At 65.0% G+C, this 17,577-nt stretch carries 18 protein-coding genes; 1 reads left to right on the top strand and 17 read right to left on the bottom strand.

What is annotated here, in order from left to right; genetic code table 11:
- Positions 1-14: 14 nt before the first annotated feature.
- From ACIQXM_RS08265 to ACIQXM_RS08190, 16 genes are all read right to left on the bottom strand, one after another.
- Positions 15-1,700: an ABC-F family ATP-binding cassette domain-containing protein gene (locus tag ACIQXM_RS08265; RefSeq protein ID WP_400930280.1), complete on the bottom strand. Its 1,686-nt coding sequence runs from the start codon at positions 1,698-1,700 to the stop codon at positions 15-17.
- A 180-nt stretch (positions 1,701-1,880) separates the two neighbouring features.
- On the bottom strand, positions 1,881-2,528 hold the full coding sequence (locus ACIQXM_RS08260) for a hypothetical protein (protein ID WP_400930277.1): 648 nt from the start codon (positions 2,526-2,528) through the stop codon (positions 1,881-1,883).
- 92 nt (positions 2,529-2,620) lie between these two features.
- Positions 2,621-4,003 carry a replicative DNA helicase gene (gene dnaB / locus ACIQXM_RS08255; protein ID WP_400930274.1) on the bottom strand — a complete coding sequence of 461 codons (1,383 nt, stop codon included), beginning with the start codon at positions 4,001-4,003 and terminating at the stop codon, positions 2,621-2,623.
- A gap of 563 nt (positions 4,004-4,566) precedes the next feature.
- The gene (gene rplI, locus ACIQXM_RS08250) at positions 4,567-5,016 is read right to left on the bottom strand and encodes a 50S ribosomal protein L9 (protein ID WP_400930271.1); all 450 of its coding nucleotides are present in this window, start codon (positions 5,014-5,016) and stop codon (positions 4,567-4,569) included.
- Between the two features lie 18 nt (positions 5,017-5,034).
- Entirely contained in the window at positions 5,035-5,274 is a 240-nt protein-coding gene (rpsR, locus tag ACIQXM_RS08245; RefSeq protein ID WP_003800144.1) for a 30S ribosomal protein S18, read from the bottom strand.
- A 147-nt stretch (positions 5,275-5,421) separates the two neighbouring features.
- Entirely contained in the window at positions 5,422-5,991 is a 570-nt protein-coding gene (locus tag ACIQXM_RS08240) for a single-stranded DNA-binding protein (protein WP_400930267.1), read from the bottom strand.
- 33 nt (positions 5,992-6,024) lie between these two features.
- A complete protein-coding gene (gene rpsF, locus ACIQXM_RS08235; protein ID WP_152220935.1) occupies positions 6,025-6,378 on the bottom strand; it encodes a 30S ribosomal protein S6 in 354 nt (117 codons plus the stop codon).
- A 199-nt stretch (positions 6,379-6,577) separates the two neighbouring features.
- Positions 6,578-7,852, bottom strand: coding sequence for a M18 family aminopeptidase (locus tag ACIQXM_RS08230; protein ID WP_400930264.1), 1,275 nt, complete (start codon positions 7,850-7,852; stop codon positions 6,578-6,580).
- A gap of 176 nt (positions 7,853-8,028) precedes the next feature.
- Positions 8,029-8,907: an ABC transporter permease gene (locus tag ACIQXM_RS08225; RefSeq protein WP_400930261.1), complete on the bottom strand. Its 879-nt coding sequence runs from the start codon at positions 8,905-8,907 to the stop codon at positions 8,029-8,031.
- Complete coding sequence (locus tag ACIQXM_RS08220; protein ID WP_400930258.1) at positions 8,904-9,878, bottom strand: ABC transporter ATP-binding protein; 975 nt, start codon at positions 9,876-9,878, stop codon at positions 8,904-8,906. Before ACIQXM_RS08220 ends, ACIQXM_RS08225 begins: the two co-directional genes overlap by 4 nt.
- Positions 9,879-10,033: 155 nt before the next feature.
- A complete protein-coding gene (locus tag ACIQXM_RS08215; RefSeq protein WP_400930255.1) occupies positions 10,034-10,888 on the bottom strand; it encodes an ABC transporter permease subunit in 855 nt (284 codons plus the stop codon).
- Positions 10,885-11,838, bottom strand: coding sequence for an ABC transporter ATP-binding protein (locus ACIQXM_RS08210; RefSeq protein ID WP_400930252.1), 954 nt, complete (start codon positions 11,836-11,838; stop codon positions 10,885-10,887). The genes ACIQXM_RS08215 and ACIQXM_RS08210 overlap by 4 nt, the downstream gene beginning before the upstream one ends.
- Before the next feature lie 29 nt (positions 11,839-11,867).
- Positions 11,868-12,707 (bottom strand): ABC transporter permease, encoded by an 840-nt coding sequence (locus ACIQXM_RS08205; protein WP_400930249.1) that lies wholly within the window; start codon positions 12,705-12,707, stop codon positions 11,868-11,870.
- Complete coding sequence (locus ACIQXM_RS08200; protein ID WP_400930246.1) at positions 12,704-13,753, bottom strand: ATP-binding cassette domain-containing protein; 1,050 nt, start codon at positions 13,751-13,753, stop codon at positions 12,704-12,706. Before ACIQXM_RS08200 ends, ACIQXM_RS08205 begins: the two co-directional genes overlap by 4 nt.
- A gap of 118 nt (positions 13,754-13,871) precedes the next feature.
- The gene (locus ACIQXM_RS08195) at positions 13,872-15,098 is read right to left on the bottom strand and encodes an MFS transporter (protein ID WP_400930243.1); all 1,227 of its coding nucleotides are present in this window, start codon (positions 15,096-15,098) and stop codon (positions 13,872-13,874) included.
- A 14-nt stretch (positions 15,099-15,112) separates the two neighbouring features.
- A complete protein-coding gene (locus tag ACIQXM_RS08190; protein WP_400930240.1) occupies positions 15,113-16,795 on the bottom strand; it encodes an ABC-F family ATP-binding cassette domain-containing protein in 1,683 nt (560 codons plus the stop codon).
- 114 nt (positions 16,796-16,909) lie between these two features.
- On the opposite strand from ACIQXM_RS08190, the gene ACIQXM_RS08185 reads away from it, so the two are divergent.
- Positions 16,910-17,230: a putative quinol monooxygenase gene (locus ACIQXM_RS08185; protein ID WP_400930237.1), complete on the top strand. Its 321-nt coding sequence runs from the start codon at positions 16,910-16,912 to the stop codon at positions 17,228-17,230.
- Positions 17,231-17,266: 36 nt separating this feature from the next.
- Here ACIQXM_RS08185 and ACIQXM_RS08180 read toward each other — a convergent pair whose 3' ends face one another.
- Positions 17,267-17,536, bottom strand: a complete 270-nt coding sequence (locus ACIQXM_RS08180; protein WP_400930234.1) for a hypothetical protein — start codon at positions 17,534-17,536, stop codon at positions 17,267-17,269.
- Positions 17,537-17,577: the final 41 nt, after the last annotated feature.

Below are 17,577 nucleotides of genomic sequence, written 5' to 3'. Positions count from 1 at the left end.
GGTGCCTGAACCGGTCAAAGATAGAGCCGGCGGCCGGCCCACCTCCGCCGTACCCAGTGGTCATGGCTGGCCAGAACCACGCTTCCCGGATACGAGGCGATGGCATGTTCCAGTTCCTCCGACAGCGCCAGCGCCAGGTGATTTGTGGGCTCGTCGAGCAGCAGCAGCTGCGGCGGCTCGGCCAGCAGCACTGCCAGCGCCACCCGGCGCCGCTGTCCCGGCGAGAGTTCGGCCAGCGGCTGGAGTTCTTCGCCTCCACGGAGCAGCCCCAGCTCCCGAAGGGAGGGTGCATCCTCCGGCCGGGCCAGGCGGGAGCGGTAGGCCGCATCGGCTGGAACCGCCGGATCCGGCCACCGGTCTTCCTGCAGCAGCAGGCCCACGCTGAGCTCTGCCTTCCGTTCCACTTCCCCGGTGTCGGCGGGAAGCAATCCGGCCAGTACGGCGAGCAGCGTAGACTTCCCGGCGCCGTTGGGGCCCTCCACCAGCAGCCGGTCCCCCGCCTGCACCACCAGGCCCAAAGGGGTCATCCGGCCCGAGACTCCGGCGCCGCTGAGGCGCAGGATTTCCCCTTCCGCCAAAGTGGCGGGGACAGCACCGGTACCGGCAGGTATCCCGCGGAAGGCCAGCGGCTGCGGGGGCTCCGGTACCGCCCGCCGATCCAGGTCCGCCAGACCGCGCCGCGCGGACTTCACCCGCCCGCCAACGGTCTTGGCGGCCCTGTCGCTGTAGAATTTTTGGGCTGCGCGCGCCTCGGTCCGAGCAACGCTGGTATGAAAGACGTTCCGGCCGTCAACGTCACTGATGCGCTGCAGCCGTTCCCGCTCCGCTTCCTGCGCCTCCCAGGCCTGCCGCCAGCGCCGCCGCGAGGCCCCGCGGGCCGCCAGGTAGGCCGAGTAGCCGCCGGTGAAGCGGGCGCCCTGCAATGGCGGACCGGCGTAGCCCTCGGCTCCGGAGGAGGGATCCAGGTCCACCAGTTCGGTGGCGACGGCGGCGAGGAACCACCGGTCATGGCTGGCCATCAGCAGCGGCCCCCGGCGTCGAGTGAGTTCGGCAGCCAGGAAGGCTGCGGCGTCGTCGTCGAGGTGGTTGGTCGGTTCATCCAGCAGCAGGGCGTCAGGCTGTTCCAGCAACAGGGCAGCCAGGGCCAGCCGGCGGCGCTGGCCGCCGGACAGGCTGTGGACGGGCCGGCTGCGTTCGAGTCCGGCAAGACCCAGGCCGGCGAGGACCTCGCTGATGCGGGCAGCCAGGGACCACAGACCCTCGCGTTCGGCAGCCTGCAACGCGGCGTCATAGGCATCGGAAATGCCGCTGTCCTCCGGCTCCAGCGACAGCCGGCTGCTGAGGTCTTCCAGCGCGGTTTCTAGTTTGCGGACGGGCTCGACGGCGGCGTCGAGGACATCGTCCAGGGTTGTCCCGGGCGCGGAATGCAGTTCCTGGTGCAGCAGGCCCAGAGAGGCCGGCCGGAGCACCGATCCGGAGTCCGGGGGAAGCAGCCCGGCTGCGATGAGCAGCAGGGTGGATTTGCCCGAACCGTTTTCACCAATGAGTCCAATGCGGTCGCCGCCGGAGACGGCAAAGGAAACGTCGGTGAGAATTCGGCGGCCCGGATAGCTGAAGCTGACGCCGTTTAGGTGAAGATGCCCGCCGGGGCGTGCGGCGAAAGCGCTGTGTGCGGAGTTGGCGCGGTGAAAGGCTGCCATGTGGGTTCCTGAGTCCGGAAATCGGCCGCACGCCGGGCATCAGGGCACAGGAGCCGGGCTGCCGGAGGGCAGCAGCGGCTGGTGCGGCCTCGGCGGGCGCGGAAATCAGGAAAGCTTCATGGCTTCGATGCTAGTTCCCTTCCGGCGGCAGGAGCAACACCGGCGGATCAGGTGCCCGCCTCAGGCCCCAGGGTGGGCGGTCAGTTCCGGAACGGGCATGCCCCGCCCGGCCAGCACCGACCGGTAGGCGTAGTCCGTGAGGAGTCCGTCCGCGTGGGCCTGCACCACGGTCTCGAAGGACCGCGGTCCCGGCTCGGTGCTGTAAGGGAAATGGATCAGCTCGGCAATGAGCTCCCAGTCCTCGGCAATGGTCTCGATGAGGTCCGCCGGGGTTTCCTCCGGTCCGGGTCCGCCGCTGAGGACCGTCCAGGATTCCTGCGGAACCCGGTAGGCCTCCAGCCGTTCCAGGTCGGCTTCGAGTTCCTCCAGGGAACCGTATTCGGTCTGTGCCTCGGGCGGAACGGAGCCGTCCGGTGTTGCCAGCTGGCTCACGAAACCGGTCTCGAGCGGAAAGACGGACGTCGGAACGGGTTCGCCCTCTTCCAGATAGGCGGGCAGCTGCGAGGGCATCCAGTACCAGGCATCGCCGTCGAGCGCACCCCCGGGCTGGCTCCGTTCGCTGATCCAGCCGCGTGCGGTCAGCAGCGCCTCGCCTTCGTCGCTGGTGAAGGATTCGGTGTTGCCAAAGATCCGGTTGGTCTCATGCTCGGCACGGCGGGCCTGCTTCTTCTTGGCGGCTGCCTTCTTGCGGGGCTTTGACTTGGGCACGGTACTCCTAGGGTGCGGCTGTAAAAGGGGGAGCGGACGAGACGGGCCGTCAGGGCACAGACCGGCAGCATCAAGTCTAGACGCCGGGACGCCTAGAAACCGGAGCCGCCCTCCACCGCCATGTTGGAGAACCGGGAGTAGTGGCCCTGGAAGCCCACCACGATGGTTTTGGTGGGGCCGTTACGGTGCTTGGCCACAATGACGTCGGCCTCGCCCGCACGCGGGGACTCCTTGTCGTAGATGTCCTCACGGTGCAGCAGGATGACCATGTCCGCATCCTGCTCAATGGAACCGGATTCACGCAGGTCCGAAACCATGGGCTTCTTGTCCGTACGCTGCTCGGAACCACGGTTTAGCTGCGAAAGGGCGATCACCGGCACTTCAAGCTCCTTGGCCAGCAGCTTCAGGGCACGGGAGAACTCTGAAACTTCCTGCTGGCGGGACTCCACCTTTTTGCCCGAGGACATCAGCTGCAGGTAATCCAGCACCACGAGCTTGAGGTCATGGCGCTGCTTCAGCCGCCGGCATTTGGCCCGAATTTCCATCAGTGACATGTTCGGGCTGTCGTCAATGAACAGCGGGGCGTCATTCATCCGCCCCATGGTGGTGGCGATCTTGCCCCACTGCTCGTCCTTGATGGTTCCCTTGCGCAGGTCCTGGAGCCCAATGGTGGCTTCCGCGGAAAGCAGGCGCATGGCAATCTCGTTGCGGCCCATTTCCAGGGAGAAGAAAACGGTGGTCATGTTGTTCTTGATTGCCGCGGAGCGGGCAAAGTCGAGGGCAAAGGTGGACTTACCCACAGCGGGACGGGCGGCGATCACGATCATCTGGCCCGGATGCAGCCCCTGGGTCAGCTCATCCAGTTCGTAGAATCCGGTGGGCACGCCGGTCATGCCTTCGCCGCGGTGGCCGGCGGACTCGATCTCGTCCACCGTGCCCTCGATGATGTCCTTCAGCGGCACATAGTCCTCTGCGGTGCGGCGTTCCGCCACGGCGTATACCTCGGCCTGCGCCGCGTTGACGATGTCGTCCACTTCCATGCCGTCGCTGGAATAGCCGAGCTGCACGATTTTAGTGCCGGCATCCACGAGCCGGCGCAGGACCGCGCGTTCACGGACAATTTCCGCATAGAACCCCGCATTGGCAGCGGTGGGAACGGATTGGATCAGTGTGTGGAGATAGGCCGGGCCGCCGATACGCCCGATTTCGCCGCGCTTGGTCAACTCATCCGAAACGGTGACGGCGTCGGCAGGCTCGCCGCGGCCGTACAGGTCAATGATGGCTTCGAAAATGGATTCGTGGGCCGGACGGTAGAAGTCGATCCCCCGCAGGACCTCCACGACGTCGGCAATGGCGTCCTTGGAGAGCATCATGCCGCCCAGAACGGACTGCTCAGCAACCAAATCCTGCGGGGGCGTCCGTGCGAAGTCGGAGCCTGCACTGGATGCCGGTGAATCAGTATGCGTGAGCGACACTGTGTAACCCTTTCCCAAGGTCCTGCTGTGGTGCGATCCCTGCCCGGTGGGCAGCTGATTCAGGTCTATCCCGCCGCGGTGACACTTCTGCGGCGGCCGGAGACCGGCACCGTCCCGGTGAAAGGCAGGGAGTCGAATAGATGGGATTCATCCGCAACCGTAGTCCCGATTCCCCCTGCTCCCAAATGAGTTATCCACAGCCCTTGTGGACAAGGTGTTGATAAGGCGGCGTGTCTTGTGCACAGGTTGGGCATAAGGGTGTGGATAAACATTTATTTTTAACCTAAATATGGCTCTGACATGGGTAAACGTTCATCCACACCTGTGCACAACAAGTATTTTTTCCGGACGTGGACGCCGGATTTTCAGGTTGACAGATGGCCGGAACAGGCATAAGGACGAGGTTATCCCCGGTTCGGCGAGAATTTTCCACAGCCGGTATCCACAGGATGTCCCCATCCGCCGCCACAGCCGCCGGGATGCCCGCTGCACGCAAAAGCGCCCCCCGCCCAAGGGCGGGGGGCGCAGAAGCCAAACACGCCCGAAGGCGTGCGTACGGCGTACTAGCTGGCTACGACGTTCAGGTCGATGACAGCAGCAACGTCGTCGTGCAGACGGACGTTGGCCTGGAAGGAACCAACCGACTTGATGTGAGTCGGCAGTTCAACCTTGCGCTTGTCGATGGCGCCGAGACCGGCAGCTTCGACAGCAGCAGCAACATCGGCGGGCTTGACGGTACCGAAGAGGCGTCCGGACTCGCCGGCCTTGACGGCCAGAGTGACCGGCTTGGCGGAGAGTGCAGCAGCCTGCTTCTGAGCATCTTCCAGGGAAGCGTGCTCGCGGGCGGCGCGGGCAGCCTTGATGGACTCAACCTGCTTCTCGCCACCCTTGGTCCAGGTCAGAGCGAAGCCGCGGGGCAGAAGGAAGTTACGTGCGTAACCGTCCTTTACCTCGATGACGTCGCCGGCAGCGCCGAGACCGGTTACTTCGTGGGTCAGAATGAGCTTTGCCATGAGTTAGGTTCCTTTCCTTTAGCCGCGGCCAGCGCCGGAGTACGGCAGGAGAGCAACTTCACGGGCATTCTTGATTGCCTGTGCAATTTTGCGCTGTTCCTGCACAGTTACGCCAGTTACGCGACGAGCGCGGATCTTTCCGCGGTCGGAAATGAACTTGCGCAGCAATGCTACGTCCTTGTAGTCGATGACAGTGATGTCAGCGGCCTTCAAGGGATTGGACTTTGGTTTGGGCTTGCGAAGTTCAGCCTTAGCCATCGTGGAGCTCCTTATGTCTAGTGGAGCCCGTGGATCATTCCACGGGATGGGCTCGACGGCGGGTGCCGTCTGAGGTTGCGCCCGAAGGCGCAGGGGGTGAAAAGCTGTGCGTTTCCCGTCGGGCAACGCACCGCTCTCCGGTCGAGCTTAGAAGGGCGGGTCGTTGGAGTCCGGACCGTTGCCCCAGCCGCCGGCGTTTCCGCCGCCTGCAGGAGCACCCCAGGGATCGTCAGCCGGTGCAGCCTGTGGCTGCTGCTGGCCGCCGCCCCATGCGGGGTTGGAATTGCCGCCGAAGCCGCTGTTTCCGGAGTTTCCATTGTTGCCGCCAAAGCCGCCGCCACCGCCGCCGGAGCGCTGGGTGCGGGTGACCTTTGCGGAGGCGTACCGAAGCGAGGGACCGATCTCGTCGACCTCAAGCTCCATAACGGTGCGCTTTTCGCCTTCTTTGGTTTCGTACGAACGCGACTTCAGGCGGCCCTGGCAAACAACACGCGTCCCCTTGGTCAGGGATTCGGCCACGTTCTCAGCGGCTTCGCGCCAGACAGATGCACGGAGGAACAGCGTTTCGCCGTCCTTCCAGTCATTTGACGTGCGGTCGAAGGTCCGCGGAGTCGAGGCAATGGTGAAGTTAGCCACTGCCGAACCCGACGGAGTGAACCGGAGTTCCGGATCATTCGTTAGGTTGCCGACGACGGTAATAGTTGTCTCGCCTGCCATGTTGCCTCCTGATTTCGGTTTGGTTTGCAGAAATTACTCTGCGGAAACCTTTGCAGCTTCAGCCTTTGCGGCCTTCTTGGCATCCTTCTTCGAGATCTTCTGCTCTTCCGGGCGGATGATCTTGGTGCGCATGATGGTCTCGTTCAGGCTCAGCTGGCGGTCAAGCTCAGCAGCAGCTGCAGGCGTCGCGGTGAAGTTAACCACTGCGTAGATGCCTTCGGCCTTCTTCTGGATTTCGTAGGCGAGGCGGCGACGGCCCCAGATGTCGACCTTGTCGATGGTTCCACCATCGTTGCGGACAACATTGAGGAACTTGTCGAGCGAAGGCTCGACTGTACGCTCTTCTACCTCGGGGTCGATGATAACCATCAGTTCATAAGCACGCATTTGTGAACCCACCTCCTTTGGGCTATACGGTCACGGCATTTCCGTAACAGGAGGTTCTTTTGCGTTGTCGTCCCGCCGGCCCTGGAGGACCAGGGGGCAGGAAAAGCGTCGGACAAGCCGACAGCACAGACTTGTTTAGTCTACCGGACCCGGGCGGGTGGTTCTTACGCCCCGGGTCCGGGGTACGGCGGCCCGGGTGTCACTTGGTGAAGAAAACTTCACTCACCCGGGACAGGTGGAAGGGATCCTGAACGCCGGCCATCTCGCGGGCCGAGTGCATGGACAGCAGCGGAATGCCGACGTCGACCGTGCGGATGCCCAGCCGGGTGGCCGTCAGCGGGCCGATGGTGGAGCCGCACGGCATGGAGTTGTGCGACACGAACTCCTGGTACGGAATCCCGGCCTCGCGGCAGAGCCCGGCCCAGCGTGCTGCGCCGGGAGCGTCGGTGGTGTAGCGCTGGTTCGCGTTGATTTTCAGCAGCGGACCGCCGTTGAGCACGGGGTGGTTGGCCGGATCATGGCGCTCAGAATAATTGGGATGGACCGCGTGGCCGGCGTCGGCGGAGATGCAGAAAGAAGCCGCGAAGGCCCGCTGCTTGTCCAGCTCGGACGCACCCAGCCCGCCGGAAATCCGGTTGAGCACATCTTCCAGGAACGGGCCGGCGGCACCGGAACGGCTCCCGCTGCCCACTTCCTCATGATCGAAGGCAGCCATAACGGCAATGGAGCCGCCGGTCTTGTTTTCCGCTGCGGCAATCAGCGCCGCCAGGCCGGCGTGGACCGATGACAGGTTGTCCAGGCGGCCCGAGGCAAAGAACTCATTCTCCGCCCCGAAGGTCCGCGGCTCCTGCGTGTCGGCCGCAACAATGTCATAACCACCCACCTGGCATGCCGTCAGCCCGGCGCGGGCGGCCAGCAGCTCCAGCAGGTCAGCAGTGGAGGGATCCCCCAGCCCCCACACCGGATTCATGTGCTGCTGCTTGTCCAGTTTGAGGCCCTCATTCACTGCCCGGTCCAAATGGATGGCCAGCTGGGGGAACCGCATCAGCGGTCCGGTTTCCACCAGGTGTTCTTCACCGTCAAAGGTCACCAGGCGCCCGGCCAGCTGCAGTTCGCGGTCCAGCCACGAGTTCAGCAGCGGGCCGCCGTACACCTCCACGCCGGCCTGCAGCCAGCCGAGCCGTCCGGTGGTGGAACGGGGCTTGAGCTTGAAGGAGGGCGAATCTGTATGGGAGCCCAGAATGGAGAACCCGGTTCCGGAACCGGCACCTTCAGGAACAATCCAGGCGATCAGCGCGCCGTCGCGCACCACCAGGTACTTTCCGGGCTCCGCCGGCCATTGAAGGCTTTCGTCCAGTTCCGCGAACCCGGCGGCGATGAGGCGGCGGGCGCCTTCACGTGCGGCGTGGAAGCTGGAGGGGGAGGCGCTGACAAAAGCGCCAAGGTCATGGATGTGATCCGATGCATCAGACATGCTTCGATTCAACCAGAGCCGGGAGGGAGCGCGTAACAGTGACGCGGACCGTGGGTAATCCGGGCGCTTAAACACGAAAACTCCCCCTGTGGAGGAGTTGGTGCCCTGCAAAGGACCCGGCAGGAGGCGGCGGCTGTTCGTCCGCCGCCTCCCGCCCCCCCCAGCGGTTGTTGTCCCTACACGTCGCGGCGTTTGGCCACCAGCAGGGAAATGATGAGCAGCACCACGGCCCAGGCTGCCATCACCAGGCCGCCCTCCAACGCGGTGAGCTGGCCGGCTTCATCCGCCGGAATCAGCAGCATCCGATCCCCGGCGTTGGTGGGCAGGAAGCGGGCGGCGTCGGGAATCCAGTCGGCCAGCCCCTGAATGAGGTTCACGATGATCACGGGAAAAACGAAGAACAGTCCGATGGCCGTCACCACTCCGCCTGCCGTATTGCGCAGGAGCGTTCCAATCGCCATCGAGATCACGGCGATGAACGCCAGATAGGTTCCGGTGTTCAGGATGGAGCGCAGTACCCCGTCCTCGGTCAGGGCAAAGTCCAGGCTTTCCCCGGCGAGGATGGGCTGGTCAATAAAGTAGGAGATGAACGCCGCACCGGCGCCCAGGACAAAGGCCGCGAGGGCAATGACCAGGTTCTTGGCCAGCAGGGCCGGGATCCGCGTGGGAACGGCCACCATGGTGGACCGGATCATGCCGGTTCCCCACTCCGAGGCGATCAGGACAACCGCCAGCGACGCAATGAGCAGCTGGCCGAAAATGTAGCCGCTGGCCGGTGCCATGAAGGCCTGTTCCCGGAGCATGTCCATTCCGCCGCCCATTTGGGCCTGCATCTCCGGGGTTGCGTCCGCCATGAACTGGACCGATACCGCCAGCTGCCAGGCGTACAGGGTGCTGAGTCCCACCATGACGACGAGCGTGATGGCCAAAAGGATCACGGTGGAGGGCACTGTGGTGACCTTGATCCACTCCGAACGCAGGATGCGCGGGAAACTCAGGCCCGAGCCGTCCCGGTTCCGGGTCCGAGCCGGTGTAGGTGCTGTCTGGATGCTCATGCTGACTTTCCTCCGCCGCTGATCAAAGTTGGCTCGGCTGCGGACGCCGGTTCTTCCCGCTGCTCAAAGCCGTGTGATTGGTATTCGACCTGGTCACGGGTCAGCTCCATGTACGCCTCTTCCAGCGAGGACTGGCGGGGAGTCAGTTCGTAGATCAGGATCTGCCGGGCCAGGGCGGCCTCGGCGATGCTGCGCGGCTCGGGGCCGGTGATTTCCAGGAGGCCCGGTTCAAGCTGGGTAAAGGTGGCTGCACGGTTTTCGAGTTCCCGGCGCAGTTCCTCCGGCTGGTCCGTCCGCACCAGCGTGCGGATTTTGTCCTGCCCGGCAATGATCTCGCCGATCGGCGCGTCGGCAATGATGCTGCCGCGGCCGATGATGATCAGGTGGTCCGCGGTGACAGCCATTTCGCTCATCAGGTGCGAGGACAGGAAGACGGTCCGCCCCTCGGCGGCGAGGCCCTTCGCCAGGTTGCGCACCCAGAGAACGCCTTCCGGGTCCAGGCCGTTGACCGGCTCGTCGAAAATCAGTGTCTGGGGGTCGCCCAGAAGTGCGACGGCAATGCCAAGGCGCTGCCCCATGCCCAGGGAGAAGCCGCCCACCCGCCGTTTAGCCACCGGTCCCAGGCCGGTGAGTTCAATGACCTCGTTGACCCGCTTGTTGGAGATGCCGTGGGTGGCTGCCAGGGCACGCAGGTGGTTGTAGGCCGACCTCTTGGTGTGCACGGCCTTGGCATCCAGCAGTGCTCCGACTTCGTGCAGCGGCGCGCGGTGCTGCTGGTACGGCTTGCCGTTGACCGTCACGGCACCGGCCGAGGGGCGGTCCAGCCCCACGATCATGCGCATGGTGGTCGATTTGCCGGCGCCGTTGGGGCCAAGAAAGCCGGTGACCCTGCCGGGTTGGACGGTAAAGGAAACGTCATTGACGGCAGTTTTGGCGCCGTAGCGTTTCGAGAGGCCGGATGCCTCGATCATGGTGATCCTCACGTTGGGGCGGATGAAAGCTGGGGGGCTCCTCCCACCCTATGGGAGTGAAACGCTCTCCGGACCGTTCGAAAGGATGATTTCGGGAACTTTCCCGGGATGAATCAGGGATAACCCGTAGTCCTTCGCGAATCCAGAGGATCCGCTCAGACGTCCCGTTTCTTCAGGAGAATGACGGCGGCCACCAGCAGCACCAGCGCCCAGCCGGCCAGGATGAGTCCCCCCTCCACCTGGTTGAACTGGCCCGGCTGGATCCCTGTGGCAACGAGTTGGGCGGAGGCACTGCTGGGCAGGAAACGGGCCGCGTCATCCACCCAGTCCGCGAGCCCGGACAGGAGGCCGGCAATGATCGGAAGGACAAACAGGGCGCCCACGAACGTCACCACTCCCCCGGCCGTGCTGCGCAGCAGGGCACCGATGGCCACCCCCATGACGGCGATCAGCGCCAGGACTGTTCCGGTGTTGATAATTGACGGCAACACCGAGTCTGCGTCCAAGCCAAAGCCCAGATCCTGGCTGTTCAGGATTGGCTGGGCCACCAGATAGGCGGCCAGAGCAGAGAGGACACCAACGACAAAGGACACAAGGGCAGTCACCAGTGTTTTGGCCAGAAGCGCAGGGGTCCGGGTGGGCACGGCCACCATGGTGGTGCGGATCATCCCGGTGGTGTACTCGCTGCCCATCAGCACCACTGCCAGGGCGGCGATCAGCAGCTGGCCGAAGGGCAGCCCGGAGGCCGGAACGTCATAGGCGAGGCTCTGCATGGAGGCATCGAAGCCCCCGGGCGGACCGGCTGCGGGATCACTCACCAGCTGGACGGTGCCCCAGGCCACCAGGGCGGCCAGGCCAACCATCACCACGAAGGTCACGGTCAAGAGGATCACGGTGGAGGGCACGGTGACGGTTTTGATCCATTCCGAGTTCAGGACCCGGGCAAAGGTGACCCGTCCTGGTCCCTGCCGGGGCGCCGCCGTGACAGGGGAAGCAGCGGAGGTACTCACGCCGTCCGTCCTTCCTGCGCCGGCAGGGATTCCGGCGGCTGGTTCCTCGACTGCGACTGGTATTCCACTTCACCCCTGGTGAGCTCCATATATGCGTCCTCCAGGGAGACTTTCTGCGGAGTGAGCTCGGTGATCAGGATGCCCCGGGAATGCGCCGTTTCGGCAATGGTGCGGGCAGGCAGACCGACAATTTGCAGGACATCCCCGCCTGTCCTGTCCACATCCACCCCGGGAGCGGCGACGGCGGCCGCCAGCGCCGCGACGTCGTCGGTACGGACCAGGACGCGTTCCTGCTGGCTGCCCGCGAGGACCTGGTCAATCGGCGCGTCGGCGAGGATCCTGCCGCGGCCGATCACAATCAGGTGGTCCGCGGTAACCGCCATCTCGCTCATCAGATGTGAGGAAATGAATACGGTGCGGCCCTCCGAGGCCAGACCGCGGACGAGGTAACGCACCCACTTCACCCCCTCCGGATCCAGCCCGTTGACCGGTTCATCCAGGATCAGCGTCTGCGGATCCCCCAGCAGGGCCGCCGCAATGCCGAGCCGCTGACCCATGCCCAGCGAAAACCCGCCGACTTTCTTCCGGGCCGCAGGCCCCAGGCCGGTCAGCTCAATGACTTCCCGGACCCGGGCAGCGGAGATCCCTTCGGTGGCGCCGAGGGTCCTCAGGTGGTTGTAGGCGGTGCGCTTGGGGTGGACGGCCTTTGCCTCCAGCAGCGCGCCCACTTCATGCAGGGGCGCCCGGTGCCGGGCGTACGGTTTTCCGTTGACCGCCACCGTTCCGGCGCTGGGGCGGTCCAGGCCCACGATCAGCCGCATGGTGGTGGATTTGCCGGCGCCGTTGGGGCCAAGAAAGCCGGTCACCTTTCCCGGCTGGACGGAAAAGGTGATGCCGTCGACGGCGGTCTTGTCACCAAAGCGCTTGGCGAGTTCATGTGCCTCAATCATTTGCGTGTCCTCACAGGGAACGGACGGACCTACCTGGAGCTCACCGACGCGAATTTCCGCACGGCAAGGGGAACAAAGACCAGCAGCATCACAGCCGATCCGATCAGCACCGTAGCAATGGCGTGCTGCATGGGCCAGGTGTCAGGCACGGGCGCGGTGCCAAGGTTGCCGAATAGTTCCCGCACTGCCTGCACCAGGGCGGACACCGGGTTCCATTCCGCGAAGATGCGCAGCGGCCCCGGAAGCGTGGAACTCTGTACAAACGCGTTGGAGATGAAGGTGATGGGGAACAGGATGATGAAGGATGCGTTGTTGATCGTTTCCGGAGTCCGGACGGTCATGCCCAGCAGCGCCATGACCCAGCTGAAGGCGTAGGAGAAGAGCAGCAACAGTCCGACGGCTGCCGCAAAGGAGGCAAAGTTGGTGGTGACCCGCCAGCCCACCAGCAGCCCGGTGCCCATCATGATCAGCATGGAGATGCCGTTGAGGGCCAGGTCCGAGTTGGTCCTCCCGATCAGCACCGCGGAGGGGCTCATGGGCAGGGTGCGGAACCTGTCGATAATTCCTTCCTTCAGGTCCTGCGCCATGGCGGCCCCGGAAAAGGTGGATCCGAAGACCACTGTCTGGGCAAAGATTCCAGCCATCAGGTACTGGGTGTAGTCGGTGCCTGCCACGCTGATCGACCCGCCGTAGACCTGGCTGAACAGCAGGACGAACATGATGGGCTGCAGCACCGCGAAGACGATCATGTCCGGCGAGCGCTTGATCTTGATCAGGTTTCTTTTGGTGACGGTCCAGCCGTCGGCTGCCCAGTTGGCTGCGGTTGACGTGCCGCGGCCGGCCGGAATGCTTACTGCAGCGGCACTCATCTCCGGGCTCCTTCCTTGTCCTGGGCAGCCTCCGGCTCAGGATCCGCCTCTGTGGGGCGGCCGGTCAGCTGCAGGAACACATCATCAAGGGTGGGCCGGCGGATGCCTGCGTCATGCAGGTCAATATGCTCGGCCTGCAGGTCCGCCAGGATCAGCTGCAGTGATGCCGGACCGTTCTGCACCGCTACTTCCAGGCTGCGGCCGTCATCGGCGGTGTGGGGCGTCCCCGAGCCGTACCGGGCCAGGATGCCGCGGGCGGTCTCGGCGTCGTTCCCGTCCACCAGCGCCACCGCAACACTGTGGCCGCCGATCCGGGACTTCAGCTGGTCCGAGGTGCCCTCGGCGATCACCGCACCATGGTCAATGACGGCTACCGTGTCCGCCAGCTGGTCTGCCTCCTCCAGATACTGGGTGGTCAGCAGCAGGGTGGTGCCGGCAGCCACCAGATCCTTGATGACGTCCCACAGGGCCAGGCGGCTGCGCGGATCCAGGCCCGTGGTGGGCTCGTCCAGAAACAGGACGCGCGGACTGTTGACGAGGGCCCCGGCCAGGTCCAGCCGGCGGCGCATGCCGCCTGAATAGCCTTTGACGGGGCGGTTTCCCGCATCGGTGAGCTCGAACATATCGATCAGTTCAGCGGCCCGGGCGCGTGCCTGCCGGCCCGGCAGGTGATAGAGGCGGCCCACCATCCGCAGGTTTTCCTGGCCGGTGAGGTTTTCATCCACCGCGGCGTACTGGCCGGAGACGCCGATAATCCGGCGGACATCCTTCGGAGCGGTCAGCACGTTCATGCCGTCGATCGTGAGGGTGCCGGCATCGGGCCTGATGAGCGTGGTGAGGACCTTGACGGCGGTGGTTTTCCCGGCACCGTTGGGTCCCAGCAGTGCCATGACCGTACCTTCGGGAACGGAGATGTCCAGGCCGTCCAGGGCCCGGACCGGACCGGACTTGGAGTTGTAGACCTTTCTGACTCCCTCTGCCTGAATCAGGCCGGGGGCGGGGGCGGGGCCGGGCAGCCCCGGTGAAGGGTTGGGGGAAGTGGACATCGTCCGAAAGTAGACCCTGCGGCCCGCCTCCGGAAGCCCCATTGCGGACACATCCGGTCCGCATATTTCGGGTCCGGGATTCTGTTGGGATTCACCGGGCCCTCAACCGGTCCCCGAATCAGGACCGCGCGTCCGAGGATTCCTTTTGTTCTGCGGCGGCGGGAGCAAAAATGATGGAGAGCAGCATGGCTGCGCCCACCACCAGCAGCGAGTTGCGGATCCCCCAGTGTTCGCCGAGGAAGCCGAGCACCGGCGGCCCGATGAAGAAGGCCGAGTAGCCGATGGTGGACACGACGGAGACCCGGGCTGCTGCGTGTGCCGGGTTCTCTCCGGCGGCGGACATGCCCATCGGGAAGCCCAGTGCCGCACCGATGCCCCACAGCACGGCGCCCAGGGCGGCCAGCGGGAGGTTGGGTGCCAGGACAAAGAGCAGCAGGCCCACCAGGGACGCGCCCATGCACATCCGCAGCGCCGGCACGCGGCCCATCCGGTCGATCAGGCGGGCGCCGAACCAGCGGGTGAGGGTCATCGCGGCCACGAAAACAGCGAACATCACGGCGCCGGTGGACTCGCTGGTTTCTAATCCGTCCACCGTCGCCTTGGCAACCCAGTCGTTGGCCGCTCCCTCGGTCAGTGCGGCCCCCAGGACGACGACGCCGATCAACAGCGTGCGCCCCTCCTTCCAGGCGCCGAAACGGGACGGCGTCACCCGCGCGCCGGTGGAATCCGTTCCGTGGTCAGCGTGGGAGACCTGCAGGAAGTTGCGCGGCACAATCAGCACCGCAATGCAGACCACGGTCAGGATGGCCAGCAGGTGCAGGGACAGTGAGACCCCCAGGGAGGACAAGCCGGCGCCGATCAGGGCGCCCACAAAGGACCCCCCGGAGAAGGCTCCGTGGAATTTGGGCATGATGGTCCGCCCAAGCTGCCGTTCCACGTCCGCGCCCTCAAGGTTCATGGCAACATCCCAGCCGGCAATCCCGACACCGAAGACGAGCAGGCCGCCGGCGGTCAGGGGAATAGAGCCGGTGTACAGTCCCGCTGCGATGATCAGGGAAGCGGCCGACGTCGTAATCCCGCCGGCGCGCACGGTGCCGGCAGTGCCGATCCGCTGGGCCACCGAGCCGGCCAGCGGCAGCGCGAGCACCGAGCCGACGGCGGAAAACAGCAGCAGCAGGCCAACACCAGCGGCACCGATGCCGAGGTCCTGGGCGGCGGCCGGGATGCGGGCCGCCCAGCTGGCGAAAACCAGGCCGTTGAGGCCGAAAACCACGAAAACGGCGATCAGTGCCTTGTTGAGGACGGTGTCTTTTAGGGCAGAGTCAGTCTGGTTCTTTTCGATCACGGCAACATTGTCCCCTACCGCGAGCGGACCACTCGTTTTTCGTCCCAGACGGGGGTTTCGGATTCGTAGACCTTGCCGTCGGAGCCGAATACCAGGAACCGGTCGAAGCTGCGGGCGAACCAGCGGTCGTGGGTGACGGCCAGGACCGTTCCCTCAAAGGCGTCGATGGCCTTTTCCAGTGCTTCGGCGGAGTGCAGGTCCAGGTTGTCGGTCGGTTCGTCCAGCAGCAGCAGTGTGGCGCCGGAGAGTTCCAGCAGGAGGATCTGCAGCCGGGCCTGCTGCCCGCCGGAGAGCGAGTCGTACTTTTGCTCGGAGGACGCGGCCAGGCCGTAGCGGTCCAGCGCTCCGGCGGCGGCTTCACGGCCCAGTCCGGAGCGGTGCTCGTCACCGCGGTGCAGGATATCCAGGAGGGTTTTGCCGAGCAGGTCCGGGCGCATCATCGTCTGGGCGAAGAATCCCGGCCGGATGCGGGCACCAAGCTTGACGGAGCCCGCATGCGGAACGGGAGCAATCTCCACCTCGGAGACCGGCTCATGTTCCCGGTCGGGATCGGTTCCGCCCAGGGCCAGCAGCCGCAGGAAGTGGGATTTTCCGGAGCCGTTGGAGCCCAGCACACCCACCCGGTCGCCAAACCAGATTTCCGTGCTGAACGGCTTCATCAGCCCGGTCAGCTCCAGCTTTTGGGCAACCACGGCACGCTTGGCGGTGCGGCCGCCGCGCAGGCGCATTTTCACGTTCTGCTCGATCGGCAGTGCCTCGGGCGGTCCGGCCTCCAGGAATTTGGCCAGCCGGGTCTGCGCAGCCTGGTAGCGGTTGGCCATGTCGGAACGGAACGCCGCCTTGTTCTTATACATGTTCACGAGTTCCTTGAGCTTCAGGTGCTCCTCGTCCCAGCGCCGGCGCAGTTCCTCGAACCGGGCGTTACGGTCCTCGCGTGCGGTGACGTAGCTGCTGAAGCCGCCGCCGTGGATCCAGGCCGACGCGCCGTTGATGCCCGGTTCCAGGGTGACGATCCGGGTGGCGGCGTTGTCCAGCAGTTCACGGTCGTGGCTGACAAACAGGACGGACTTCCTGGACTCGGCCAGCTTGGCTTCCAGCCAGCGCTTGCCGGGCACGTCCAGATAGTTGTCCGGCTCGTCCAGCAGCAGCAGTTCATCGGGACCGGAGAACAGGGCTTCCAGGACCAGGCGTTTCTGCTCGCCGCCGGACAGCGTGGAGGCCTTGCGGTACTGGGCGCGGTCAAAGGGCATGCCCAGGGCCGCCATGGTGACCTCGTCCCAGACGGTTTCCTGCTCGTAGCCGCCGGCATCTCCCCAGTCGGCAATCGCCGTGGCGTAGCGCATCTGGGTGGGTTCGTCGTCGTGCTCCATCATGGCCAGCTCGGCGTCGTCCACGGCCTTGGCGGCGGCGGCGAGGGCGGGCGGGGCCGCGGACACCAGCAGGTCCCGGACCGTGCTGTCATCACGGACCTGGCCCACAAACTGGCGCATGATCCCCATGGACCCGGATTTGGAGACCGTGCCCTCATCCGCCTTGATGTCCTCGGCGATGATGCGCAGCAGCGTGGTCTTTCCGGTGCCGTTGGGGCCGATCAGGGCAGTCTTGTGCCCGTCCCCCACCTTGAAGCTCACGGCGTTGAGCAGCTGCCGGCCGTCGGACAGGAAATAGTCAATGTTGGATACGTCGAGGTGTGCCACGCATCCATCCTCCCATCCGCCGGGATGGACAGCCGCCGCACTGACGTGCCTACGATGAAGGCCGCGCGTCCCCGCCCGGGACGCCTGCCGGAAACACCCCGCTAAGGAGCGAAGATGATCTTCATTACCGTCAAGTTCAACGTCAAGCCCGAATGGGTGGAGCGCTGGCCGGAATTGACCGCCGATTTCACTGCAGCCACGCGCGCAGAGCCCGGCAACCTGTGGTTCGACTGGTCCCGCAGCCTGGAAAACCCCAACGAGTTCGTCCTGGTCGAGGCCTTCCGGGACGACGCCGCAGAGGCCCACGTGGGCAGCGACCACTTCCAGCAGGCCATGAAGGACATGGTCCAGGCGCTGGTGGAGACTCCGAAGATCATTAACACGGTCATCGACGGCGAAGACTGGTCCCGCATGGGCGAACTCACGGTCGAGTAGGGCCTTGCCACCCCGCTGCCCGGAAGGGCGGCGGGGTTATTTGGTATCCAGCGTGTAGCCGGCCCGGGTCAGGATCTTCCGCAGGTCCACGGCGGTCTGCTCGTCGATGTCCTTGCCCCGCGGCGGCTCCAAATAATCCGTCTGCCCCGCGATGGTGACCTCGTACTTGCCGTTGTGCTCGCGCGTGGTGTCGGCCACCGCTTCCAGCAGGGACACCACCTTCTTCCACTCAATGTTGGAGCTGGTGGGATGACGCAGGATCTGCTCCAGCGTGTCCCTGTGGTGGTTGTTCAAGTGCTCGGTCATCGGTGCACCTCCTGCTTCCAGTTCGCCATGCCGGAGCCCCG

The organism is Arthrobacter sp. NPDC097144 (assembly GCF_044762205.1).
Classification (GTDB): Bacteria; Actinomycetota; Actinomycetes; order Actinomycetales; family Micrococcaceae; genus Arthrobacter_B.
This window is presented reverse-complemented; position numbering and strand designations above follow the sequence as displayed.